A 24,914-nucleotide genomic window follows, 5' to 3' on the forward strand; every position below is an offset into this window, starting at 1 on the left:
CGGCCTGAAAGCCTTTTGGGCGGTGCTGACCGTCCTGACCGTGATCGTTGCGTTCTGGTACGCGGCCTGCGTGCCGATGAACATCAAGGGCGTGCTGACCGAACAAGAGCGGGCAGGGGCCGAGGTGCAGCCGCCCTCGGCCAAGGATCGGCGCGACATGTCCGAGTTCGGCCTGGTGCTGAACAACAGCTTTGCCATCCCCGCCACGTGGGAGCAGGACCGCCCCCGTCTTCCTGCGCCACATCAGGTCGCCATTGAGATGTGGGAGACGACGGTGCAGAAAAAGATCACCTCGAAACGGTCGCTGATCTATCATGGCTGGGTGACGCTGAGTGCGACGATGCTGGGATTTGCCATCGGCACCGGGTTGGGCATTTTGCTGGCGGTGGGGATTGTGCATAGCCGGGTGATGGACCTGTCGGTGATGCCATGGGCCATTGTCAGCCAGACCATCCCGATCATCGCGCTGGCGCCCATGATTATCGTGGTGCTGTATTCGGTGGGCATTCAGGGCATCATTCCCAAGGCGGTGATCTCGGCCTATCTCAGCTTTTTCCCGGTGGTCGTAGGTATGGTCAAAGGTCTGCGCAGCCCCGACGCGATGCAGCTGGACCTGCTCCGCACCTATGGTGCCAGTCGGTCGCAAGGCTTCTGGAAACTGCGCCTGCCAGCCTCGATGCCGTATCTGTTCACTTCGCTGAAAATCGGCATCGCTGCTTCGCTGGTCGGGGCCATCGTTGGTGAGCTGCCGACCGGGGCCGTCGCTGGCCTGGGCGCGCGTCTGCTGGCGGGCAGTTATTATGGTCAGACGGTGCAAATCTGGTCGGCCCTGTTTGCGGCGGCCATTCTGGCGGCCGGTCTTGTGGCGCTGCTGGGCTTGATCGAACGGACGGTGCTGAAACGAATGGGAATGGCGCAATGATCTTGGTTATTGGTGCAATCCTTCTGTGGCTGCTGGGCTGGTGGGTGAATGGCCGTCTGGCCAGCGGGCCTTATGCTGACACGCGCATTGTGGGCGTCGTGGCCCCGCTGATCTTTGGCCTTACGATCATCGGTATGTGGGAGCTGCTGGTGCGTGGGCTCGAAGTGCCGCTGGTCATCCTGCCCGCGCCCTCGGTGATTGCGGTGCGCTTTGCGGACAGTCTGCCGATCCTGTGGGCGGACTTCGTGCAGACCATCGTCAAAGGGGCGCTTAGCGGCTACATCATCGGGTGTGGTGCCGCGTTTCTGATGGCGATCGCCGTGGACCGCTGGGATTTCCTGCGTCTGGGTCTGCTGCCCGTTGGAAATTTCGTCGCCGCTCTGCCCATCGTCGGCACGGCCCCCATTCTTGTGATGTGGTTTGGGTTCGACTGGCATTCCAAGGCCGCAGTCGTCGTTGTGATGGTGTTCTTTCCGATGCTGGTGAATACTGTGGCCGGCCTGCGCGAGGCGACGGCGATGCAGCGCGACCTGATGGAGACCTATGCCGCAACCTATTGGCAGAGCTTTCTGAAACTGCGCCTGCCTGCGGCGATGCCGTTTGTGTTCAACGGGTTGAAGATTTCCACCACATTGGCGCTGATCGGCGCTATCGTGGCCGAGTTCTTTGGCTCTCCGACCCTGGGTATGGGCTTTCGGATTTCCACCAGCGTCGGTCAGCTTTCGCTGGATATGGTCTGGGCCGAGATCGTGGTAGCCGCACTAGCCGGAACCGCATTCTATGGCGCGGTCGCGATGATCGAAAAGGCGGTGACCTTCTGGCACCCGTCACAAAGAGGATAACACTTCAACAGACCCCGAAAACGGGGCACCAACAGCAACTAGGAGACATGAAGATGAATAAGCTACTTAGCGGGGCGCTTGCTGCCTTTGGACTTACAGCCGGTGCGGCATGGTCGGCGGATGAGGTGACATTGCAGCTGAAATGGGTCACGCAGGCGCAGTTTGCGGGTTACTACGTGGCGGCAGACAAAGGGTTCTACGAGGAAGAGGGGCTGGACGTCACCATCCTGCCCGGCGGCCCCGATATCGCACCCACGCAGGTGATCGCAGGGGGCGGCGCCGATGTAACCGTTGAATGGATGCCCGCCGCGCTGGCCGCGCGCGAAAAGGGGCTTCCGCTGGTCAATATCGCCCAGCCCTTCAAAAGCTCGGGCATGATGCTGACCTGCTGGAAGGATGCGGGGATCACTTCGCCCGAGGATCTGAAGAACCGTACGCTAGGTGTCTGGTTCTTTGGCAACGAATTTCCGTTCATGAGCTGGATGAGCCAGCTGGGCATCGACACCAGTGGCAAGAGCGAAAGCGGAGTTGAGGTTCTGAAACAGGGCTTTAACGTGGACCCTCTGTTGCAGCGTCAGGCCGATTGCATCAGCACCATGACCTACAACGAGTATTGGCAGGTGATCGACGCAGGCGTTAGCCCTGATGAGCTGGTGACGTTCAAATACGAAGATCAGGGCGTCGCCACGTTGGAAGACGGTCTCTATGTGCTTGAGGAAAACCTCAGTGATGCGGCCTTTACGGACAAGATGGAACGCTTTGTGCGCGCATCGATGAAAGGCTGGAAATACGCCGAGGAAAACCCGGATGAGGCGGCCGAAATCGTGCTGGAAAACGACGCGACCGGTGCCCAGACTGAAGAGCACCAAAAGCGCATGATGGGTGAAATCGCCAAGCTGACCGCTGGTTCGAACGGTGCGCTGGACCCTGCGGATTTTGAACGCACGGTGGGCACACTGCTGGCTGGCGGGTCGGATCCAGTGATCACCAAGCAGCCTGAGGGCGCTTGGACACATCAGATCACGGATGCAGCCCTGAACTAAGCCGTCTGTCAGACGCATTTGACGCGGTCCCTTCGGGGGCCGCGTTTTGCGTTTGAGATGCCGGAAAAGTGTGTGCCATTCGTTGAAAAATGCCTTAGTATTACTATGAAATTAAACGCATTTGGTTCCGATTGCGTGGATATGGGGAGATTATGCAGGGATTTGCAGCAGAATTTACATCGGCTTTGGCTCTGATCCTGAACGGGGATGCCGAGTTGTGGGCGATTGTTCTGTTGTCCCTGAAAGTTTCGATTTTTGCCGTGCTGATCGCTGCATTGATCGGGATGCCTGTTGGGGCAGCGCTGGCCGTTGCGCGCTTTCCGGGGCGGCGGGCGATGATCGTGTTGATGAATGCTTTGATGGGGTTCCCTCCGGTCGTTGTGGGGCTGTTGGTTTATCTGATGCTGTCGCGCTCAGGGCCATTGGGTGTGCTGGAACTGCTGTATACGCCCACGGCCATGATCATCGCACAGGTCGTGCTGGTGACACCGATCGTAGCTGCTCTGACACGACAGGTGATTGAGATGCTAGCCGAGGAATATTCGGAACAGTTGCGATCGCTGGGCGTGTCGCGTCTGGCCTCGGTCCCGGTGCTGCTATGGGACGCGCGGCTGGCGTTGATCACGGCGCTGCTGGCCGGGTTTGGCCGCGCTATCGCCGAGGTGGGCGCGGTGATCATCGTGGGCGGCAACATCAATCACGTGACGCGGGTGATGACCACGACCATCGCGCTTGAGACCTCCAAGGGCAATCTGGCGCTGGCATTGGCGTTGGGCGCGATCCTGATCGGAATTGCAATCGCGGTAAACGCTATGGTCAGCGCAGTCAGCCTGCGCGCTGAACAGGAAGGGCTGCGTCATGCGTGATATGCTATGTGATACAGCCAGCAGCCTGTTGGTGCGAAATTTGCGCGTTGTTCGAAACGGCAAAGCGCTGCTTAATGTTTCGCGCCTTTCGCTGGACGGGCCGGGTCCGACACTGATCCTGGGGCCGAACGGGGCTGGCAAAAGCCTGCTTTTGCGTTGTTTGCATGGCTTGATCGAACCGGATCAGGGGCGGGTTGAGCAGGATGGGTCACGGCTGACCGATAGGCACAAAGCGCAACAGGCGATGGTGTTTCAACAACCTGTGCTGCTGCGCCGCTCGGTTGCGGCCAATCTTGATTTCGTTCTGAAACGTCAGGGGCTGCCGCGCGGTGCCCGCAAGCTACGGATCGAAAGCCTGTTGGCTGAGGGCGGGCTGGAAGGCAAGGCGCGTCAGCCCGCGCGATCCTTGTCCGGGGGCGAGGCTCAACGGCTGGCCATCCTGCGCGCGCTGGCGCTGGACCCCGAGACGCTGTTTCTGGACGAACCCACCAGCGCGCTGGACCCAAGCGCGACCCAGATGATCGAGCGGATGATCCTGAGGGCATCAAGTCGCGGCGTGCGGATTGTCATGGTGACCCATGACATTGGGCAGGCTCGCCGACTGGCTGCGGATATCGTCATGATGCAGGGTGGGCATGTGGTTGAACATGGGTTGGCTAAACAGGTCTTAAACGCGCCTCAAAGTGATGCCGCACGCCGCTATCTGGCGGGCGGGCTTGTGACTTAATCAATAAGACGGAGATCGAAATGATCCGGAATTTTCTTCGGGCAGCATTGCTTTCGCTTGGCCTGGCCGCACCTGCGTTCGCCGAAGAGCCGTTTATCGTCGTGCAATCGACCACGTCCACGCAGAACTCGGGGCTTCTGGACTATATCCTGCCGGGGTTCGAGGCCGAAACTGGGATAGACGTGCGTGTGGTGGCTGTGGGCACCGGGCAGGCGATCCGCAATGCGGTCAACGGGGACGGAGACGTTCTGCTGGTCCATGCCAAACAGGCCGAGGATCAGTTCGTCGCCGATGGTTGGGGCGTCGAACGCTTTGACGTCATGTATAACGATTTTGTTTTGGTCGGGCCGAAATCCGACCCGGCCAAGGTGAAAGGCGGCACGGATATCGTGGCGGCTTTGACCGCTGTGGCCGAGGCCGAGGCCCCCTTTGCCTCGCGCGGGGATGACAGCGGCACGCATAAGGCCGAGATGCGCCATTGGACTGCGGCCGAGGTTGATCCCACGGCTGCATCGGGCGCATGGTATCGCGAGACGGGCTCGGGTATGGGGGCGACCCTGAATGTGGCCAGCGGCATGGATGCCTATGTGCTGACCGACCGCGCCACGTGGCAATCCTTTGGCAACAGGGGCAATCTTGAGGTGATGGTCGAGGGCGACCCGCGTCTGTTCAACCAATATGGCGTTATTCTGGTGAACCCGGACAAGCATCCACGTGTTCGGGCTGCAGCGGGCCAGCGGTTCATCGATTGGCTGACCGGGCCGGACGGGCAAGCGGCGATTGCGTCTTACAAGCTGGACGGCCAGCAGTTGTTCTTTCCCAACGCCAGCGGGTCTTAACCGCTGGCTCCGTTGTGATGGATCGTGCCCAGATGGCTTAGGTCATAGCCGCCAAACTCTGCGGCGCGGGCGGCAAATCGGTCGGATTGCACAAAGGCCAGCAGTTTGAGCATCGGTTCGTCGAAATAGGCCCGCCGCCAGATGGCCAGGTCCAACCGTTCAGCATGGGTCGGACAGAAGCCCAGATCATACAGCCCCGCCAGCGCGCCCAGACCAAACCCGGCCTCAGCCTTGCCGTCATGCAGGGCGATGGCCAGCTCTTCCTCGGTACGGGCGCAAGTGGGCAGGGCGTCCAGATCCGCGCGGGTGAGGCCATGTGCCTCCAGTTGCCCGTCAAACAGGCGCTGGCTGGCGGCCGACTCCTGCCGCAGGATCACGCGGCGGCCTTTCAGGTCGGTAAATCCTGAGATGTCACTCACACCCGGAGCCAACAGCAATCCACGCTGACGCTGCGCAACTTCGTACAAAACCACCGGCGCCTCGCCCAACGCACCGCGCAGAGCCCCAAGGTTGAACCCGCCGTCTTCGTGAATATGCAGCGCGGCGGCCTGCGCAGTCCGGTCTTTCAACCGGTTCAGGCCATCGAACGAGCCGTCATAGTACGTCGCCAATCCCGAACCGCTTTCGCGCAGCGCCCAGTCCAGAAGTGGATCATGGCTACCCGCGACAATCGGAGGCAGGGGCGGTTCTGCCACCTGCGGGCCACTGCGCGACGCGTTCAGCCAGGCGATGACCTCGGCGCGGGGAAACAGCAGCTTTCCCATGGCGCGTACGCAGGGCACCTCGCCCGACGAGGCCAGATCATAGGCTTTACGCTCGCCGATACGCAGCAGGTCGGCCAGTTCCTTTGTGGTCAGGAATTCAGGCATTCAGTCGAGGCGCACCGCTGAACCGGTTCCAGCATCGGCGGCACTGAATCCGATCTGATTCAGCACAAAAGGCGCTGCTATTGCAATGACGACCATGGCGGCCACGGCGGCAAGGAAGGCTTTCATCTGTCTCCTCCGGTCTTTCAGTTTTCCGGTGCCGTGGCGCGGCGCAGAAAGGCGATCAAATCGTCCCGGTCGCTGGGCTGCGTGATCCGCTGCATCGGCATCTTCGACCCCGGAATGTAGTGGTCTGGCCCCTCGTCGAAAAGGGCATTTATGGTCTCGTCATTCCAAATGATATCAGAGTCTTGCAGCGTGTCCGAGTAGAAATATCCCGGCAGTGACCCGGCCTTGCGTCCGAACACCCCATGCAGCGTCGGCCCGGCGCGGCGCTGGCCGTCTGGTATCAGGCTATGACAGATCGAACATTTGCGGGCGAACTGCCGTTCACCATTGCTCATCTGATCGGGGTTTTTCAGGAAACTGGGCTCCACGGCGGCCATCTGGTCCTGTTCGCGCAAGGTGGCGATGGGCCAGCTATACATGGCCTCGTCAATCCCGCCTGCATGGATGTTCTGGCCGTCCGGCGAAAAGGCCAGCGCCCAAACTGGCCCGCGCAACGTGGCGCGGAAATCCTGTGCGATGCGCCAATCGACCGTGTCGATGAGCATGATATAGCCTTCGCCATCCCCCACCGCCAACAAGCTGCGATCCGGGCTGAGCGCCAGCGCCAGAATAGGACGGCGGTCGAGGGTGAAATCTCGTTCCTCACCCGTGGTCAGATCGCGAATGCGGGTCACGCCATCGACCGCGCCATAGGCGATCCAGTTGTCTTGCGCGTTCAGGACCAGCTCATTGATGCCAAAGCCATGCTCGACCACACGCAGAGTTTCCTGCCCGCTTGCGACATCCCACAGGCGCAACGCCCCGTCGACCCCGGCGGAATAGAGCTGTGATCCGTCGGGCGTAAACACAACCGCATTGACGCCGCCGCCCGCAGACAGAACCGTGGGGTCCGACCCATCCGCCGGCCAAAGGCCAATTGTGCCGTCCCAACTGGCCGTCGCCACATGGGTTTTCGACGCTGCGATGTGGACGATCTTGCCCTTGTGCTGGCCCACAACCTCTCCGCCCGGCCAGCGGCGCAGGGTGAAATCATCACCTGCGGAATAGATCGCGGTGCCGTTGAAGGCGACTGCGTTTACCGCCGCCTCGTGGCCTTCCAGCCATTCGGGCATCTGGTCGAACCAGAGGCCGACCGAGTTGTCGAAGCTTGCCGTAGCGATCCGCCCATCCGGGGCCGTCGCGATCCCCATGATCGGCCCGCCATGGCCTTTTAGCGTAAAGAACTCGGACCACGCGGGCAGGGGGATCAGCGCAAGGATCAGCGCCAGTACGCGCATCTATTCGGCAGGCGAGGCTGCGCCCTTGGTAGCCTCTTTTTCCTGCACCTCTGCCAGCCACAGCGAATGGTGTTCACGCGCCCACTGTTCCTCGACCTCGCCGGTTCCCATGGCGTCGAAGGCGCCCTCCATTCCCACCGAGCCCAGATAGATATGCGCGATAATGATGGCGATAAAGACATAGGCAATCATCACGTGCCAGATTTGGGCGTATTGCATTTCCTCTTGCGGCGACATTTGCACCGGCAGATTCAGGCCCATTGCCTGAGGCAACCCGGTTGCATTGGCGATCTGGAATGTTTTGGCAAACAGGGGCATCTCGAACGGAAACAACAGGGACAAACCCGACAGGCTGATCGACACGCCAAGCAAAATGCAGGCCCAGAAAATGACCTTTTGCCCTGCATTGAATTTCTTGGCTGGAGGATGACTGTTTTTGGTGAAAAGCCCACCGCCAGCGGCCAACCACTTTAGGTCGGTACGGTTTGGGATGTTATGGGCGATCCAGTTTACAGTGACGATGACAAGGCCCAGCATGAAGGCCCATGCCAAGTTGTTATGAAGCCATTTGCAGGCTTGCGCGATCGTCGCAAAGCCTTCTTTTCCAAAGATTGGGATTAGAAAGTCTCGACCGTAAAGCGTCAGCAAGCCAGTGAGCCCGAGGATCAAAAACGATCCGGCGAAAAGCCAGTGGCCAAACCGTTCGAAACCGTTGAAACGCGTGACTGTGCGGCCTGTTTTTTCGCCATCAATGCGGATTTTTCCGCGGATCAGGAAAAACAACAAGATTACTGCAGCCATGCCTGCGATGATGTAAGTGCCGTATTCGCGCAGAGGTCCGGTGCGGAAAGCCCACCACCACATGCCACCATCTTGGATCAAGACGCTTGCAGCAGGTCCTTTTGATGAAACGGTCACATCCGCCGAACCGTATCGAAGAGCGCGATAGACGTCACTGTCGGACGCCACGCCGCGTGTTCCAAACTGGCCCAACAACCCTTCGACGTTACCCTGTCCAGTGTTTTCAGACCGATAGGTATTGTCGACTTTCTCACCACGTTGACGGGCAAGAATGTCTTCAAGCGTTGTCGCTCCACCTGTCGACGTGCGCTCGTTCGCGGCAGGAGCGTCGGTGTCACTTGATTGTGCAATGGCTACGTTTGCCATCGTAAAAGTTAGCAACAATGCGGTGAGTAAGCGGAACATCTGAACCTCGGTCATAAATCCAGTTCAGACGACCCACGCATGCGGGTCGTCTGTTTGGTTCAATAAGACGAACTTAGCCGTCTTTCTGGTCGTAGGCGGTGCCCCAACCCCACGCGCCCGAGCCAAACCCGCGTGCCACAACGCGTTCGCGGTAGATGGCCGAGACCACGTCGCCGTCACCGGCAAGCAGGGCCTTGGTGGAACACATCTCGGCGCAGATAGGCAGTTTGCCCTCGGCGATCCGGTTGCGACCATATTTGGCGAACTCTGCGGTCGAGTGCGTTTCTTCGGGACCACCGGCACAGAAGGTACATTTATCCATCTTGCCGCGTGATCCGAAGTTGCCCGCCTGCGGGTATTGCGGCGCACCGAACGGGCACGCGTAGAAGCAATAGCCGCAGCCAATGCACAGGTCTTTGGAGTGCAGGACGACCCCTTCTTCGTTTTGATAGAAGCAGTCGACCGGGCACACCGCCATGCAAGGCGCATCCGAACAATGCATACAGGCCACCGAGATCGAGCGTTCGCCCGGGTTGCCGTCATTGATCGTCACCACCCTGCGGCGGTTGATGCCCCATGGCACCTCGTGCTCGTTTTTACACGCGGTGACACAGGCGTTGCACTCGATGCAGCGTTCAGCGTCGCAGAGAAACTTTGCTCTAGCCATTTTCGTCCTCCTTTACGCTGCCGAGATCTTGCAGAGAGTACATTTGGTCTCCTGCATCTGGGTTACTGAGTCGTAGCCATAGGTCTGGGCGGTGTTAGAACTTTCACCCAAGACATAGGGGTCTGCACCTGCGGGGTATTTGTGCCGCTGATCCTCGCCCTGGAAATGGCCGCCAAAGTGGAACGGCATAAAGGCCACGCCGGCGCCAACCCTGTTGGTCAACATCGCCATCACCTTGACCTTTCCGCCCTCAGGACCTTCGACCCAGACCTGTGATCCGTCACGAATACCAAGGTTGTTGGCATCGCGGGGGTTGATCTCGACGAACATGTCCTGCTGAAGCTCGGCCAGCCATGGGTTCGACCGGGTTTCATCACCGCCGCCTTCATATTCGACCAGACGACCTGACGTCAGGATTATCGGATAATCCTTTGAAAAGTCGTTCTTTTGGATCGAAGCATAAAGGGTGGGTAGACGATAAGCCTGACGGTCCTCGTAGGTCGGATAGTCCTCCACCAGATCGCGCCGGTTGGTATATAGCGGCTCGCGGTGCAGTGGGATCGGATCCGGGAAGGTCCAGACGACCGCGCGGGCTTTGGCGTTCCCGAAGGGCGCACAGCCATGCTTGATCGCAACCCGCTGGATACCGCCGGAGAGGTCGGTCTTCCAATTGGTTTCAGGACCCGCAACAGCGTCAATCGCCGCGCGTTCCTCGGCTGTCAGATCGCCATCCCAGCCAAGATCCATCAGCATCTGCATCGTGAATTCCGGATAACCATCCTGAATTTCCGATCCAACGCTATAGACCCCTTCGGCCAGCAGGTTGTCACCATCGCGTTCCACACCGAAACGGGCGCGGAAAGTCAGGCCGCCTTCGGCCACCGGTTTGGACATGTCATAGAGGTTCGGTGTCCCCGTATGACCCATCTCCGGCGTGCCCCAGCAGGGCCACGGAAGGCCGTAGTATTCGCCGTCGTTGGGTCCACCGATGGCTTGCAGCGTGGTTCTGTCGAACGTGTGCTGGTTGGCCATGTGGCTTTTCAGACGTTCCGGCGACTGCCCGGTATAGCCGATGGTCCAGAGGCCCGAGTTGAATTCACGCGTGATGCTTTCAACATTCGGGGTCTCGGCATCTTCCATCTCGATATTACGGAAGAAGCGGTCCGCCCAGCCGAACTTGTTGGCGAACTTGGCCATGATGACCTCGTCCGGCAAGCTTTCGAACAGCGGATCAACCACCTTGTCGCGCCACTGCAGCGACCGGTTCGATGCCGTGGCCGAGCCACGTGTTTCGAACTGCGTACAGGCGGGCAACAGGTAGACGCCGTCGGTGCGGTCATGCAGCACGGCCGAGACGGTGGGGTACGGGTCGATCACGACCAGCATGTCCAGCTTCTCCATCGCCGTCTTCATTTCCGTCATCCGGGTCTGCGAGTTGGGCGCGTGGCCCCACAGAACCATGGCACGGACATTATTGTCCTGATCCATGTTGGCTGGGTCTTCCAGAACACCATCGATCCAACGGGAGACCGGGATGCCGCGCTCGTTCTGAAGCGGCTTGTCCTTGCCTTCCTTGTCCTTGATCGTGGCGAACTGACCCGCTAGCCATTCAGGGTCTTCACCCCAGACACGCGCCCAGTGGCCCCAAGCACCCTTGGACAGGCCATAGTAGCCGGGCAGGGTGTGGGACAGAACACCAAGGTCTGTTGCGCCCTGCACGTTGTCGTGGCCGCGGAAGATGTTGGTGCCACCACCCGATGTGCCCATGTTGCCAAGCGCAAGCTGAAGCACGCAGTACGCGCGGGTGTTGTTGTTGCCGTTGGTGTGCTGTGTACCACCCATGCACCATACGACGGTGCCAGGACGGTTGTTCACCATGGTCCGGGCGACGCGGCGCAGCTGCGAGCCGGGCGTACCGGTGACGCGCTCAACCTCGTCGGGGTTCCACTTGGCAACCTCTTCGCGGATCTGGTCCATACCCCAGACACGGGTGCGGATGAACTCTTTGTCCTCCCAGCCGTTGTCGAAGATGTGCCACAGGATGCCCCAGACCAGTGCAACGTCGGTGCCGGGGCGGAAACGGACATATTCATCCGCGTGGGCCGCGGTGCGCGTAAAGCGCGGGTCGCAGACGATCAGAGGGGCGTTGTTTTGCTCTTTCGCACGCAGGATATGCAGCAACGAGACGGGGTGCGCCTCGGCCGGGTTACCACCGATGATAAAGATGGCCCGGCTGTTGTGCATGTCGTTGTACGAGTTGGTCATGGCGCCATAGCCCCATGTGTTCGCAACGCCCGCAACAGTGGTTGAGTGGCAGATACGGGCCTGATGGTCCACGTTGTTCGTGCCCCAGTAGGCGGCGAACTTGCGGAACAGATAAGCCTGTTCGTTATTGTGTTTCGCAGAACCCAGCCAGTACACGCTGTCCGGCCCGGATTCCTGGCGGATGTTCATCATGCCGTCGCCGATCTCGTCGATCGCCTGTTCCCAGCTGATGCGCTTCCACTCTCCGCCTTCCTTTTTCATCGGGTACTTAAGGCGGCGTTCGCCATGAGCGTGCTCGCGGACCGAGGCCCCCTTGGCGCAGTGCGCACCCAGGTTGAACGGGCTGTCCCAGCCGGGTTCCTGCCCGACCCAGACGCCATTCTGCACTTCGGCAACGACGGTACAGCCAACCGAGCAGTGGGTGCATACGGATTTGATGTTTTCAACGGCCTTGTTCGCCGCTGTCTGGGCACTGGCTGGCGTCACGGTTCCACCCGTGGCGCTGATCGCGGCAAGGCCGCCGATCGTCAGGCCCGAGCCACGCAGGAATGCGCGGCGATCGACGGTTTTCTCGCCGACCTGGGACAGGATACTTGTCCGCTGGGGGCGTCTCGCAACCCCGTTGGTCTTTTTCCTAAGCATTACTTTCCTCCCTTGCGTGCCGTGTCAGCCACAGCTGCTTGGTACTTCGCAAAACCGACGTCAGGGCCAATCGCAACCGTCTGTCGGGTGGTGAAAACGTCCGATCCTAGAACCGGGTGCTTTCCAGATATGCGCGTGTATGCGCGGTGTCCTGCATCCGGGTTTCGTCCGTGGGCAGCTCAGCTGCCTCGGCCTTTCCGGTCAGGCTGGCTGCGGCGACAGCAGCGGGTGCTGCGGTTCCGGCCAGTTTGAGGAAGTCGCGGCGCGTTGCACCTTCTTCCTTGGTCTTGCTCATGGGGTTCTCCTTTCCCATTTGCAGTTTAACGCCCCGCAAGGGACGCTGGCGAATGACAACGTCTCACGCTGCCGACATTCGGAAAGCTTCGCGCTCGATCTCCATGAAGACCCGACCGGCAGTGCCGACCGAGGCATAGAGGACCGAGTTCTCGGCGCCTTCCAAATCCGAATAGAAATGCGTGGCCCAAGGGCCGATATGTTTGTTCCAGAACGCTTTCTGGTCTTCCAAAGACGCGGGCGGGCCGAACCGGCCGACGATCATCCCCGCCATCATCTCCATCAACGAGGCGATGTTGTCTTCGGGTTCATAGACGTTTTGCGCCCGGGTAATACCGCGCACGGCCATGTCATTGCGCAGCTGTGCCAATGGTTTCTCGTTCAGGAATCCGGTCAGGTAAAAGCTGGCATAGGGCAGAAGCTCTCCGCGTCCCAACCCAATGAACAGTGCGTTGAACTCACGTTCAGCAGCCGCAGGTTTGGTGACTTTGGCCACCCGAGCCATCGCCTGAATAGCCTGACCCAGATCGCTGTCATCGCCGCTGAGGCCCACCATCTGGTCCAGCAGCATCTGATCTGGCGGACCGGCCAACAGCAGGCCCAGAAAGTTATAGAAATCCGCGCGCAGGCGATCCTCGGCCGAGACATCCATCTGTTGCGCTTCACTTGCGGTCATTCGGTTATCCTTCGAATTCAAATTTCATGCGGCGCGGGGCAGGGGCGACTTCCGCCTCCTCCGGCGCGTCTGGTTCTATTTCAGCCAAGAGAACGGGCTCTGGGTCGGGGGTGTCGATCTCTTCGGGTTCAGGCTGAGGCTCCTCGGCCTCGACCTCGATATCGGAATCTTCCGCCTCGACTTCGGCCTTGGCGGCCAGCGCTTCGACATGAGCCAACATGCCCTTGCCGACCTGATAGGCGGTCTGCAGGTTTTCGATCACACAGGCCGCGTCGGTATAGTCTTCGCCATAATCGACCAGCCCATCGACATTGGCCAACACCGGGTTCAGCCGCCACAACCTGCGCAGGGCGCGGCGGCGAAGACGGTCGGGAACGGCTTTGGCCATAAAGCCCGAGACGTCATCGCCCGCTTGCAACTGATCGGGATCGGGGAGGTTAAGCTCGGCCAGAATCTCGGCGTCGGTCTTTTCCTCAAGCTCGGCGCGCTGGTCTGCGATCACCTGTTCTTCGGCTGCGATTACTTCGGCCTCAGCCTCGGCCTGAACGGCGGCTTTGCGGCGGGACCAGAAATCGCGGGCTTCAGTCATTGGATGATCCTCCGCGGGGCGCGGTAAACATCGGACTCTTGCCGTATGCGCGCATCGCCTTTGCCATCTTCGACCAAATCAGTGCGTTTCTTGTCGCGCTTGCGTTTAACGAAGACTTCATCGCGGTGATGTTCCAACGCGAAATCCCGTACCCAGGCGATCAGCCCGTCGGTCATTGGAATTTTCTCGACAATCTCTTCGCCGGTATCCGCGTAATCCTGCCCTTCATAGGGTGAGGCTGTAACCAGCACAGCATCCATCGGGCGTTGCCCGTCCAGCGCATCCCGCAGCACAAGGTATATCGAGGGCGTGCCGTCGGACAGGTTGACCATATACGCCTCGGTCTCATCCGCCCACAGCGTCAGGGGCAGGGTGGCCGCGTGGTATTCCACAGCTTCGCCTTCCCGGCGCATTTCGTGCCAATCGGCAGGGCCCGCACCGGGCAACACCGCAATCGCACGCCAGTTCCATTTCGCCCAGCGAGTGACACCGGGTGTTTTGCGCACAACAACGCCTATCGGCATTTCAATCTGAGTAGCGGCCTTCGCCACGTAAATCCTCCCCGGAAGGCTCTCCCCTGCCTTCCCCGTGTCCACTATGGTACACAAAATGATCTTCTGCCAAGTCCAAGCACTACGACTTTAGTCGCATACGTCGATAGCGAGTTCGTGAGGGGCCTTGTTCCCGGGTAGAAAAACAGGGTTGTGTAGCGCGTCCGGGGGTTGGATTTGGCGTGTTTGCGATGGGGTTTACATTGCCGTCCCCCGAATACAGCCTACTGTGCTGTGAGATGGCGCGACATCCGGGGAGGGGATATGAGCACCAAACTACTATTATGCGACTGCGCGGGCACTCAGCGCGTGGACGCAGACAAGATGGCATCCGCCTGCGATGCGACATGTTCCAAGGTCCACACGGCGCTGTGTACGCGCGAGTTGGATACAGCTGCGAATTTTATGCAAGACGGTGACGTGATCGTCGCCTGTGGGCAAGAGCAGGAAGTTTTTCGCAACTTGGCCGATGAGCTTGGGGTCGAGGCACCTGGTTTCGTCGATCTACGTGACCGCGCGGGATGGTCGGATGAGGGCGCGGATGCCGCCCCCAAGATGGCTGCGCTGGCGGCCGAGGCGCTGTTGCCGCAGCCGATCACGCCCGGCGTGGATGTCGTCAGCGAAGGCACGTGTTTTATCATCGGCCCCGGCGCGGTGGCGTTTGATCTGGCCGAGCGTCTTTCGCCTACCTTGGCCGTCACGGTCCTGAGCACCGACGATAGCGAGCCGATGTCGCGCGCCTATGATGTGGTGCGCGGGCGCGTTCGGTCGCTGACCGGTGCTTTGGGCGGATTTTCCCTGCGGCTGGATGCGCTACAACAGTTAGAACCCGGCGGGCGCGGGGCGTTTGCATGGTCTGAACCGCGCGACGGGGCGGGCTCCTCCTGCGATATCGTGCTGGATCTGACCGGTGATACGCCTTTCGTGCAGGCCCCTGCCAAGCGCGAGGGGTATCTGAGGGCCGATCCCAAGGATACGGTCGCCGTTGAACGCCTGGCCTTTGAGGCCGCGCAACTGGTCGGCACCTTTGAAAAACCTCTTTATGTGCGGATGGAGGAAACCCTCTGCGCCCATTCCCGCGCCGAACAGGTAGGGTGTTCGAACTGTCTGGACATCTGCCCGACTGGTGCGATCACCTCTGCGGGTGAACATGTGGCTATCGATCCTATGATCTGTGCCGGATGCGGAGAATGCGCGGCGGTTTGCCCCTCGACGGCGATCACCTACGAAGACCCGCCGGTTGCAGCACTTTTGTCCCGGATGCACATTCTGGCGCGCACTTATCGACGGGCCGAGGGACAAGCGCCCCGGCTGCTGGTTCATGATGCCCACGGGGCTGAAATGATCCGACTGTCCGCCCGCTTTGGTCGCGGTTTGCCTGCCGACGTGATCCCATTGGAACTGAACGTGATCTCGGGGTTTGGCCATTCCGAAATGCTGGCCGCGCTGGCCCATGGGTTTGCTCGTGTGGATGTCTTGCTGGCACCAACGACCGAGCGGGACGCGTTGGATCGTGAACTGGCACTGGCCGAGGCCATAGCAGGCGCGGGGAAGCTGGGCCTGATTGATCAGGCTGATCCGGATGCGATGTCTGACGAACTATACGCACAGGACGTACCAGAGCCTTTGGCCGATCCGGTGCTTCCCTTGGGAAACCGGCGTCAAATCGCACGCTTGGCCGCGCAGGCGCTCAACCCTCAGGCCGAAGCTCCGTTGCCATTGCCCGAAGATGCGCCTTACGGAGCGGTGGCGGTGAACACAGACAGTTGCACGCTGTGCCTAAGCTGCGTGTCGCTCTGCCCGTCGGGGGCGTTGATCGACAACCCTGACATGCCGCAGTTGAACTTCCAGCAGGATGCCTGCCTGCAATGCGGTATGTGCCGAACAATCTGCCCCGAGGACGCGATCACGCTGGTCCCGCAACTGGACCTGAGCGATGCCGCCCTGTCTCAGCAGGTGTTGAACGAGGAAGAACCATTTGCATGCGTCGAATGTGGCGCGCTGTTCGGTGTGAAATCCACGGTCGAACGGATCATGGAGAAGCTGTCGGGCACGCATCCGATGTTTGCCACCTCGGACAAGGCGCGGATGATCCAGATGTGCGATAACTGCCGTGTGAACGCGCAGTTCCAGCAACAGGACAACCCGTTCCAGTCTGCGCCGCGTCCCAAGGTTGTTACGACCGAGGATTATTTCACAAAGCGCAAGGATCACTGAAGCTGCAACGGTGCGCCCAGATCCGCGGCTTTGATGACCGATACAAAGGCCAGTATCGCCTCCAACTCGTCCAGCGTCATCTGGACGGGGTGGATGGGCGAGGGGCGTTCGGGGTCAAAGGGCAATGTCAGCCCGTCGATCTGGGTAAAGGCGGGGTGTGGGTTCAGGGCAAAGAACGCCTCGAATCGTTCCGACCAGTCGGGCATGGCGCGCAGGACTGCAAAGGATGGCGTCGAGCCCAGCCCATTCATGCGGTTTTGCGGGCCGATCACGTGGCACCGCCCGCAATGAGTCATCGACAGCTCTTCTCCCCATGCGGCGTCGCCATCAACAACCACCTCTTCCTGCACCGCGGCAACTTCGAACTCGGCCGAGAAGGGCGCGCCGGTTTCCGGAGCAAACCCTTCAACCGTGCGCTTGCCGATATCGGACAGCAGCCAGTCGCGGAAACGTTCGTGTTTGGCATCCTCGCCGATCCTGAGGTGATAGATCACACCGTCGCGGGCAAAGACCGGATCACCCGGCGGGCCGCTTTCCAACACCAAAACGCCGGTATCATCCGCAATAACGCGTATCCCGGTCTTGAGCGAGAAGCGCGGAAGAATATGTTGCAACAGACCAGAGTCGGCAACCTCGGGCGGGGCAGCCAGTCCCAGCGCCTCTTGCGACCAAGAGGGGGTGGCGGAGAGCGTCAGGCTCAGGCACAAAAGGATAACGCGCATGGGGTCAGCCTAACGGCAGCGCCCCGATTGCGTCAAATAAACTGAATGAGACGGAGACACATGCAATGAAAATCAACCACTTGGTTGGATCGACACACGGAGAAAAGGCATGAGTGTTCGTGACGCAATTCTGGCGAACCTGAAGAAAATCACCGATCCCATGTCCGGACAAGACATTGTCAGCGCCGGGATCGTGCGTGCCCTGAATGTCGAAGGTGACACCGTACGCTTCGTGATGGAGATCGACCCTAAGAACGCCGACAAGATGGAACCCGTGCGCGCAGCGGCCGAGCAGGCCGCGCAGATGGTTGATGGTGTGTCCAAGGTCTCGGCCATGCTGACCGCGCATTCCGACAAGGCACCGCCGGATCTGAAGCCGAAACCCAAACCTTCGCAAACAGGTCCGCAGCCGGTGGCGGGCGTGGATCGCATCATCGCCGTGGCCTCGGGTAAGGGGGGTGTCGGTAAATCGACCGTGTCCGCGAACCTCGCCTGTGCGCTGGCCGCCGAGGGGCGGCGCGTGGGTCTGTTGGATGCGGATGTGTACGGCCCTTCGCAGCCCCGGATGCTGGGTGTTTCGGGTCGTCCGGCCAGCCCGGATGGCAAGACGATTCTGCCGTTACGCAATCACGGCGTCACCATGATGTCCATGGGGCTGATGACCAACGAAGGGCAGGCGGTTGTCTGGCGAGGTCCGATGCTGATGGGCGCGTTGCAGCAGATGATGAACCAGGTGCAATGGGGCGCGTTGGATGTGCTGATCGTCGACCTGCCGCCCGGCACCGGTGACGTGCAACTGACGCTGAGCCAAAAGTTCCAGGTGGATGGCGCGATTGTTGTGTCGACCCCGCAGGACGTAGCCCTGATCGATGCCCGCAAGGGGATCGACATGTTCAACCAGTTGAAAACGCCCATCGTCGGCATGATCGAGAACATGTCCACCCATATCTGTTCGAATTGCGGGCATGAGGAACATGTGTTCGGCCATGGTGGTGTCAAATCCGAGGCTGAATCGCTGGGTGTACCGCTGCTGGGGGAAATCCCGTTGCATCTGGACATTCGCGTGGCCGCTGATGGGGGAGCGCCCATCGTAGTCAGCAAACCCGACAGCCCGCAGGCCGACGCGTTCCGCAAAATCGCCCGCGACTTGATCGCCAGGGGAAACGCATGAGCGAGCCGGTTTTTCCCCCTCTGTTGGTCGGTCACCCGGTGCAGGGGGGACAAGATCCGTTTCAGCGCGCGCAAGCCATGGCCGCGCTGGGATGCGATGCGGGCACCGTGGTTTACAACATTCAGGCTGACCGCTTACGCGTGGCTATCGTCTTTGCACCCGAAGTTCCGCTGCAGGACGCGATGGTGATGTTGCCGCTCTGTGCCGTGGGGTTTCAGAACGCACTGGGCGCGCTGGCCCCGCCCGAGGTGGCGGTCCATCTGGACTGGGACGGCCCGATCTGTGTGAACGGGGCTAAATGTGGGATGTTTCAGGTCACGGCCTCAAGCACCGCGCCCGAGGAAGAGCCCGATTGGCTGATCGTCGGCTGGGAACTGGCACTGCTGCAAACCAGCGATGCGCCCGGTGAAAACCCAGATATTACAGCGCTTTATGATGAGGGCTGTGCTGAGGTGTCGCCGACTCAACTGGTTGAAAGCTGGTCGAGGCATATGCTGACATGGCTCAACCGCTGGCAAGAGGACGGAAATGCGCCGCTTCATGCCGAATGGATGGGGCTGCTACGCGGGGTGGGCGAACCCTATGACACAGGTGTCTTTCTGGGCGCCGACGAGCGGTTCGGAATGCTGATCCGCGACGGTGCCGAAACAACCCTGCGCCCCTTGACGGATCTACTGGAGAACTAAAGATGAAACTGGCCCGCGCAATTCATTTCGACGAAAGCGACATGAACGTGTTTCATTCCCCGGCCCGCACGGGCGAGTGGTGCATCTCTGGCGGGTTCGAGTTTTCGAACTGGGGCGAGGGCGATCTTGAGGGCAAGGCCCGGCAGGCTTTCGCGAACGGATGGCTGGGTGTCGAGACCTTTGGCCGGGTGACATTCGTGGCAGTGACGCAAGTGGAACCAGCCGAGATCGACCAGATTGCGCAGAACCTGGCCGAGCATTTCGTACAAATCTACGGCGCGCCTTCGGTTGAGGCGGCGATGGGCGTCGCGCAAGCCGAAATCACTCATATGTCCGAGCTATGCGAAGAACATGCGCCCAACACCCTGCTGACCGTCGCGCGTGAACTATCCGAGACGGGTGTGCATGAGGCTTTCCGCATCATCACCCCGCAGGAAACCCAACTTGAGGCACTGGCCGTGCATGGGTCGCTGGACGAGTGACTAAATTGGTTTCAGCTTAGGGTGCTTCAGCAACTCCATCTGGTCTATGGATTGGTTATTCGGATCAGTGCTGTAGCCTAGTAAGTTGAAATCCGCGCGGAACGTTTCGACGACAATATCTATCATCTCGGAGTTGTAGTGATCCGCAACTACCCTTGATCTATTGGACTTGTTTTGGTGGCTTAAACTGGCTTGGATGTCGACTTTCGCACAAAAACTCTGGAAGTTGGTGCCTAGGTTTTCCATTCGGCCAACAAAGCTGACAAGACATCGGTTCTGTTCGTCCAACAGAAAACTTGTTTGTCTGTAAGGTGAAAGCTCGCCTCCGCAGCGCGTCAATATAAACTCTTCAAAAGAAATACCTTTGACCGCCTGGTGGTCATGATGAATTTCGGTTTGTTGGATGTAGCTATAAAGTGAAATCAACAAGTCGAATGGATTACGAACGAATGCAACCGAGCGCATTGTCCAATACACTGGGCCCAAGCGTTCCAGATAGTCTATCGCCTTGGCATGATCTGGAAGCGGCTGGAACCGCGACTTTTGGTAGATGCCCCTGTTTATCGTTCGACCGTCCAAGCTTTTTAACATCCGCTGCAACGGATTCGGCCGATCAAATTCCTTACGTAACGCCCATGCGACCGAGCTTCCGCCGGTTTTGGGTATGTGGACGAAGACTATTTTATTCCTGGTGCCGATCATCGCACTACATTGCTGTATTATTCAGATATAGCAATGTAATTTGGGCTTATTGATCTATATTAGATCGGCAAAACCCCCAAATTGTCCACGCTTGAAAATCAACCCCTTGCCTGTGCGGTACATCACCTTTTCGACCTGGCCAATCAGGATAAGGTGATCTCCGGCATCGTGTTGGGCGTTTAGCGTGCAATCAAACCGAGCAAGGCAATCAGACAGGTGCGGACGCTTGGCATGGTCAGCTATCCAATCTGCGTGGGAGAAGTCTTCGCCATTTTCGGCAAACTTCAGTGCTTGATCCTGCTGATCTTCGGCCATGACATGGATCGAATAATGCTGGCAGTTATGGAACGCGCCGAACCGGTTTGAGTCCTTTGCAAGGCACCAAAGAACCAGAGGTGGATCTAGCGAGACCGACGAAAACGAATTCACCGTGATCGCCCGCGGCCCCATTTCGGTATGCGTTGTCACAACGGTGACCCCTGTTCCGAAACAGCCCAAGGCTTCGCGGAAAGCGATGCTTTGGTCGGGGGATGGGGTGAAAGTGGTCTCGGTCATCACGCGCTCATTCAGTGGCCGCGCCTCAGGTGCCACGGCCCAGTGAAATTGTCCACGAAAAGCTGCGCTTGAAACTGTATTTTTCCAGCCTAGTTCAGATCTTCCAGTAAGCGTCCGTGCTGACGGGTCGCCTCGATCACCGCGCCAAAGGTGGTCATGCCGCGTGCCTCAAGCATCGGTAACATACGAACCAGCGCCTCGGCAGTTGCGACCGCATCCCCCAGCGCCGTATGGCGCAACTCTGGCGGGATAGTGATGTCGAGCCTGTCGCACACGGCGTCCAGCGTGTGTGTGTCACTGGCGCCGAACAGAACGGCGGACAGCAGGACAGTATCCAAAATTGGGTGGTTCCATTCAACGCCCATCCGGTTCGCATGGCGGCGCAGAAAGGCCATGTCGAATGGCGCATTATGGGCCACGATCACCGCGTCCTGCGCAAATTGATGAAAGACCTTGCCAGCCTCGGCGATTCCAGGCGCGCCCGAGACCATATTGTCTGTGATCTTGTGAACCTTGGTCGAGGCAGCAGGGATTGGCATACCGGGGTTGACCAATATATCCAGCCGTTCGCCTTCAATGATCCGGCCATTTACGACACGCACTGCTCCGATCTGCACAATTTCGTCCTTGTGTGGCAGCAGCCCCGTGGTTTCGGTATCAAACACAACAAAGCAAAGCTCGCGCAGGTCAAGTGTACGCAGTTCCTTATTGGCAGCCGAGTTCAATAGGGCAAAGTCATAGACCAGCGGCCGCGCGGCCTCGGGCGCGATGTTTGTGGCACTGTCGTCAAAAATCAGCATGTAACCTGGTGCGTCGCCCAAGGGTTTCATACGCGTCATATAGTTTTGTGTGCCGTCGATACTTGTGAGAGTGCAACCGACCTCAAGCCCTGTTTTGGTAAGTTTGGCAAAGGCTTGTTCCAAGGGACCCATCTGAAAATACTCGGACATCGACGCATTCAGGCGGGGATGTGAAATCTGCGCCAGAACTTCGGCCGCCTGACCATCATAGAGCACGATCTTATGCGTCGGGCTGGCCAGCAGCATGGCCACCGGAATGTCGGTCAGCAAGGCTGTCAGCCTCTGCTTTTCGGCAGCAAGATGGGCGGTTTCAGCAGCGACGGCTTCGGCTACGCTCATAGTCTTCTCTGACAGCTGGTCGGCCAGACCAGCCGCAGCAGGGGCCAGATCACCCAGGTAACGCGCGGCCTGAACATCCATTTCCCGGTTGACGCCTGCGTGTGCGCGCGCGCGCAGCTCAGCCGAAAGACGCTCGATCGGCTTGGCGACGTTGTCATCAAACAGCAACCAAACGGCGACTATCAGCGCCACAAAGCCAAAAGCCATAAGGATTTCAGCAAAGATGAAGGCGTTGACCAATTCAGGATCTGCAACGCGCCGATAACTGATCCACAAGGCGAGAGAACTGACAGCTAACCCGCCTACAGCCAGCAGGCAAAAAAACAGGAAGATGCGTAAGCGCAGGCTTAACCGGGTCAGCATGTTACACTCCGCAGGTGGCCTCGATGATGGGGTCGTTGGTTTCTGCGTTGATCCAGTCAGCGTTCAGCAGCTGACCTTCGGATCCGAATTCGGCCCCGTCCGCCAGATTGGCGCGCTGGTTTTGTGCGCAATCCACAGCGACCGGCAGCTTGGAAACCGGGGACCAGCGCCCAAAAAAGTAAAGGTCTACCAACCGTTGCTCGGGCACCTGTTCGTTGGTCCGAACCGAGGCTGTGTCAATCGCGGCAAAACGTTCAACAAAGGGGACCGCATAGGTCCAGGGGCGATAAAAAGCGCGACTTTCGATTTCTTGAATAATCGCCATGCCTTCAGGCAGCGTATCTTTGGTGCGGTCATACCAGGAATATTCGCTGGAAATGGTCATTCCGATCATCCCCAAACCGGCTGCAACAGGGGCTGCCCACCTTGGCAAGCGACCGCCCGTCATCTTGTTCACCAGCATCACGACGCCTGCAAATGCAACGCCTGCGAAGAGTGTGGCGATCAGTTCCAGGAACATTGCGTTTCTCCCAATTTCGGCCGGTTCAACCCAGCATACCTTTTCCGTGGCCCGCCGCCGATTGCATCGTCTTGATCACGACGAACGCGTCCCGAAGATGGCTGCGTTCGAAATCGGACAGGGCCGTGGGTGGCATGAAGTTGTCCGGCTTTTCGCCACTTTTTACAAGCCGCACCTGGTGTTCCAGACGGGTTTCAGCAATCAGATCGTATGCATCCAGCAGGTCCCGCGCTCCGGACTCGCTTAGGATACCAGCCGCTCCAGCCGCCCGTAAACGCGCGCGCGTGTTCGCCTCGGGAAGCTCGCCCTGCAAACTGTAAATCCGGGCCAGATCGACGACGGGAACGACACCGTTGTGCTTTAAATCCAGTGTATTGCGGTGCTCACCTGACCGGATCGTCGCAAATCCCCGTAACAAACCAAGCGGAGGCGTATGTTTCAACGAGTTTGAAATCATGTGCGCCACAAAGATCGAATTCGCCCGGGCTGCAGCCAGCGTATCGGCTTGCAGCTTGTCGAACAGCTCGAATGCGCCACCGATCGGGCGTAAGTCAAACATGACGGATGCCAGCATTTGTGCTTCGGGGTTCGGCTTGGCGATCCAACCTTTGAAATAGTCGCGCCACACGTGTACCGGTTGGCACCAGCGCGGGTTTGTCGCCATCATGTCGCCGGGGCAATAGAAGTACCCGCATGTGTCCAGCCCGTCCGATACAAACTGTGCCATCGCATGAAAATAGGGCATGTCACCGTCGGTCACGCTGTCTTCCAGCATCAAGCAATTGTCCTGATCAGAGACACCAGTCTGTTCCTGCCGCCCTTGCGATCCGCAGGCCAGCCACAGATAGGGTACGGGGGGCGGGCCAAGCTTGGCTTCGGCCAAGGCTAACAGTCGACGGGTGGCTGTGTCAGCGATATCCGTGATCAGGCGCGTGACGATCTCGTGTCGGTTTCCTGCGGCAACAAGCTGTACCAGAAGCTGTGGAATTTCATCGGTCACAGTCGCCATTTGTTGCGCTGTCTGCGCAGCTGCAATCTGGCGCACAAGTTCGGCCGAATTGACGGCCTGATAATGGGTCAGGTCGGTTTGAGTAACGATACCGACTAACCGCCCACCTTCGGAGATTGGAACATGGCCAATCCCCCGTTCCATCATGATATGCAGAACATCCGAGCCGATATCGGAAGGTGACAGGGTAATCGGGTTAGCGGTCATGATCGCGGCAACGGGCGTGTCCGCTGGCATTTCGTCCGCGACAAACTTGCCGGACACGTCGCGCAGGGTCGCGATGCCAAGAAGAGTTTCCTGATCCGTTACGCACAGCGATGAGATATGCTTGTCACGCATCAGCTGCGCGGCTTCGCGGACCGGTGTATCAGGCGGGCAGGTGGCTGGGTTGCGCGCCATCAGAACGTCGATCGAACTGGTGGCCAGACTCTGTGGTCCCGCGCGTGTGGTGCGGCTGCGGTTGAAGAACTTTGCGACGACTTCATGTCCGGCGATCAATTCGCGCACCAGATCCGGAGGCAAAAGCAACAGCACCGATGAGGCGTCGGCGCGTGCCTTGGTGATTGCCTTGCCATCCTTCAAAAGCCCGCGTTCACCGAATGAGTTTCGTAGACCAAGATGCGAAACGACGACATCGTTCCGGTCTTTGATCTCAATCTGTCCCTCATAGATCACAAAAACACCGGGTAAAGAATGACCCAATTTGTAGACCGTGAAGTCCTCTTCGACCTCCCACACCTCGATCTGGTGTGCGATGGCATCCAAGACATTCGCTGGCAGGGCGTCATAAGGGTGTACGGATTTCAGAAACCGGGTGATCTCATCATGGGACAGGGGCATGGAATACTCCTCGGTTTCCGGTTTAAAAATCCCGCCCGGTAGAGTGCCGGGCGGGAGTAGTCAGTCGAAAGACGCGGCCTTTGGCAAGTAGGCTTTGGGCCGCATCA

25 protein-coding genes and 1 pseudogene are annotated in these 24,914 nt (G+C 59.2%); 10 read left to right on the forward strand and 16 right to left on the reverse strand.

Translation table 11 applies throughout. The features are described from left to right. Positions 1-4 precede the first annotated feature (4 nt). From AC2FF7_RS04400 to AC2FF7_RS04425, 6 genes are all read left to right on the forward strand, one after another. Entirely contained in the window at positions 5-922 is a 918-nt protein-coding gene (locus AC2FF7_RS04400) for an ABC transporter permease (RefSeq protein ID WP_170353150.1), read from the forward strand. Next, positions 919-1,764, forward strand: coding sequence for an ABC transporter permease (locus AC2FF7_RS04405; RefSeq protein ID WP_480867399.1), 846 nt, complete (start codon positions 919-921; stop codon positions 1,762-1,764). Before AC2FF7_RS04400 ends, AC2FF7_RS04405 begins: the two co-directional genes overlap by 4 nt. Before the next feature lie 53 nt (positions 1,765-1,817). Then, positions 1,818-2,807 (forward strand): ABC transporter substrate-binding protein, encoded by a 990-nt coding sequence (locus tag AC2FF7_RS04410; RefSeq protein WP_170750741.1) that lies wholly within the window; start codon positions 1,818-1,820, stop codon positions 2,805-2,807. A gap of 152 nt (positions 2,808-2,959) precedes the next feature. Beyond that, complete coding sequence (locus tag AC2FF7_RS04415; RefSeq protein ID WP_170750743.1) at positions 2,960-3,673, forward strand: ABC transporter permease; 714 nt, start codon at positions 2,960-2,962, stop codon at positions 3,671-3,673. Beyond that, the gene (locus tag AC2FF7_RS04420; RefSeq protein WP_496905247.1) at positions 3,666-4,400 is read left to right on the forward strand and encodes an ATP-binding cassette domain-containing protein; all 735 of its coding nucleotides are present in this window, start codon (positions 3,666-3,668) and stop codon (positions 4,398-4,400) included. The genes AC2FF7_RS04415 and AC2FF7_RS04420 overlap by 8 nt, the downstream gene beginning before the upstream one ends. 20 nt (positions 4,401-4,420) lie before the next feature. Beyond that, complete coding sequence (locus tag AC2FF7_RS04425) at positions 4,421-5,239, forward strand: ABC transporter substrate-binding protein (protein ID WP_480867404.1); 819 nt, start codon at positions 4,421-4,423, stop codon at positions 5,237-5,239. On the opposite strand, the gene AC2FF7_RS04430 is transcribed toward AC2FF7_RS04425, so the two are convergent. The 10 genes and pseudogenes from AC2FF7_RS04430 to AC2FF7_RS04475 form a co-directional block, all read right to left on the reverse strand. Next, complete coding sequence (locus AC2FF7_RS04430) at positions 5,236-6,108, reverse strand: substrate-binding domain-containing protein (protein WP_480867406.1); 873 nt, start codon at positions 6,106-6,108, stop codon at positions 5,236-5,238. The two genes, AC2FF7_RS04425 and AC2FF7_RS04430, sit on opposite strands and share 4 nt — an antisense overlap. Then, complete coding sequence (locus AC2FF7_RS04435; RefSeq protein WP_269149587.1) at positions 6,109-6,234, reverse strand: hypothetical protein; 126 nt, start codon at positions 6,232-6,234, stop codon at positions 6,109-6,111. A 17-nt stretch (positions 6,235-6,251) separates the two neighbouring features. After that, entirely contained in the window at positions 6,252-7,511 is a 1,260-nt protein-coding gene (locus AC2FF7_RS04440) for a c-type cytochrome (RefSeq protein ID WP_496905248.1), read from the reverse strand. After that, a complete protein-coding gene (locus tag AC2FF7_RS04445; RefSeq protein WP_496905249.1) occupies positions 7,512-8,717 on the reverse strand; it encodes a formate dehydrogenase subunit gamma in 1,206 nt (401 codons plus the stop codon). Between the two features lie 73 nt (positions 8,718-8,790). Next, positions 8,791-9,384, reverse strand: coding sequence for a formate dehydrogenase FDH3 subunit beta (fdh3B, locus tag AC2FF7_RS04450; RefSeq protein ID WP_037307340.1), 594 nt, complete (start codon positions 9,382-9,384; stop codon positions 8,791-8,793). Between the two features lie 12 nt (positions 9,385-9,396). After that, positions 9,397-12,291, reverse strand: coding sequence for a formate dehydrogenase subunit alpha (locus tag AC2FF7_RS04455; RefSeq protein ID WP_480867411.1), 2,895 nt, complete (start codon positions 12,289-12,291; stop codon positions 9,397-9,399). A gap of 106 nt (positions 12,292-12,397) precedes the next feature. Then, a complete protein-coding gene (locus tag AC2FF7_RS04460; RefSeq protein WP_353393099.1) occupies positions 12,398-12,586 on the reverse strand; it encodes a ubiquinol-cytochrome c reductase iron-sulfur subunit N-terminal domain-containing protein in 189 nt (62 codons plus the stop codon). 63 nt (positions 12,587-12,649) lie between these two features. Next, entirely contained in the window at positions 12,650-13,261 is a 612-nt protein-coding gene (locus AC2FF7_RS04465; RefSeq protein ID WP_480867413.1) for a TorD/DmsD family molecular chaperone, read from the reverse strand. 4 nt (positions 13,262-13,265) lie between these two features. Beyond that, positions 13,266-13,862 (reverse strand): annotated as a pseudogene (locus tag AC2FF7_RS04470) (DUF3306 domain-containing protein); the annotation flags it as partial. Next, positions 13,847-14,401 (reverse strand): DUF3305 domain-containing protein, encoded by a 555-nt coding sequence (locus AC2FF7_RS04475; protein ID WP_170352885.1) that lies wholly within the window; start codon positions 14,399-14,401, stop codon positions 13,847-13,849. The gene AC2FF7_RS04475 and the pseudogene AC2FF7_RS04470, both read right to left, overlap by 16 nt. 264 nt (positions 14,402-14,665) lie before the next feature. On the opposite strand from AC2FF7_RS04475, the gene AC2FF7_RS04480 reads away from it, so the two are divergent. Next, on the forward strand, positions 14,666-16,618 hold the full coding sequence (locus tag AC2FF7_RS04480; RefSeq protein WP_496905250.1) for a 4Fe-4S binding protein: 1,953 nt from the start codon (positions 14,666-14,668) through the stop codon (positions 16,616-16,618). Here the strand turns inward: AC2FF7_RS04480 and AC2FF7_RS04485 are convergent. Next, the gene (locus AC2FF7_RS04485; protein ID WP_170352887.1) at positions 16,612-17,340 is read right to left on the reverse strand and encodes a hypothetical protein; all 729 of its coding nucleotides are present in this window, start codon (positions 17,338-17,340) and stop codon (positions 16,612-16,614) included. The two genes, AC2FF7_RS04480 and AC2FF7_RS04485, sit on opposite strands and share 7 nt — an antisense overlap. Positions 17,341-17,449: 109 nt before the next feature. On the opposite strand from AC2FF7_RS04485, the gene AC2FF7_RS04490 reads away from it, so the two are divergent. From AC2FF7_RS04490 to AC2FF7_RS04500, 3 genes are read left to right on the forward strand one after another with little or no spacing between them, the layout of a single operon-like run. Next, positions 17,450-18,511: an Mrp/NBP35 family ATP-binding protein gene (locus tag AC2FF7_RS04490; protein WP_496905251.1), complete on the forward strand. Its 1,062-nt coding sequence runs from the start codon at positions 17,450-17,452 to the stop codon at positions 18,509-18,511. Further along, entirely contained in the window at positions 18,508-19,197 is a 690-nt protein-coding gene (locus AC2FF7_RS04495; protein WP_496905252.1) for a biotin/lipoate--protein ligase family protein, read from the forward strand. The genes AC2FF7_RS04490 and AC2FF7_RS04495 overlap by 4 nt, the downstream gene beginning before the upstream one ends. Before the next feature lie 2 nt (positions 19,198-19,199). Continuing rightward, complete coding sequence (locus tag AC2FF7_RS04500; protein ID WP_170750768.1) at positions 19,200-19,679, forward strand: DUF6505 family protein; 480 nt, start codon at positions 19,200-19,202, stop codon at positions 19,677-19,679. On the opposite strand, the gene AC2FF7_RS04505 is transcribed toward AC2FF7_RS04500, so the two are convergent. From AC2FF7_RS04505 to AC2FF7_RS04525, 5 genes are all read right to left on the reverse strand, one after another. Further along, positions 19,680-20,381 (reverse strand): sulfotransferase family 2 domain-containing protein, encoded by a 702-nt coding sequence (locus tag AC2FF7_RS04505; protein ID WP_480867420.1) that lies wholly within the window; start codon positions 20,379-20,381, stop codon positions 19,680-19,682. Between the two features lie 54 nt (positions 20,382-20,435). Further along, positions 20,436-20,936: a flavin reductase family protein gene (locus AC2FF7_RS04510; RefSeq protein WP_209196525.1), complete on the reverse strand. Its 501-nt coding sequence runs from the start codon at positions 20,934-20,936 to the stop codon at positions 20,436-20,438. An 89-nt stretch (positions 20,937-21,025) separates the two neighbouring features. After that, complete coding sequence (locus AC2FF7_RS04515) at positions 21,026-22,438, reverse strand: 3'-5' exonuclease (protein WP_496905253.1); 1,413 nt, start codon at positions 22,436-22,438, stop codon at positions 21,026-21,028. Position 22,439: 1 nt separating this feature from the next. Beyond that, complete coding sequence (locus AC2FF7_RS04520; RefSeq protein ID WP_496905254.1) at positions 22,440-22,958, reverse strand: hypothetical protein; 519 nt, start codon at positions 22,956-22,958, stop codon at positions 22,440-22,442. Positions 22,959-22,983: 25 nt separating this feature from the next. Then, positions 22,984-24,807 carry a DUF294 nucleotidyltransferase-like domain-containing protein gene (locus tag AC2FF7_RS04525; RefSeq protein WP_496905255.1) on the reverse strand — a complete coding sequence of 608 codons (1,824 nt, stop codon included), beginning with the start codon at positions 24,805-24,807 and terminating at the stop codon, positions 22,984-22,986. Between the last annotated feature and the right edge of the window lie 107 nt (positions 24,808-24,914).

The organism is Ruegeria sp. YTSC325, from assembly GCF_059609525.1.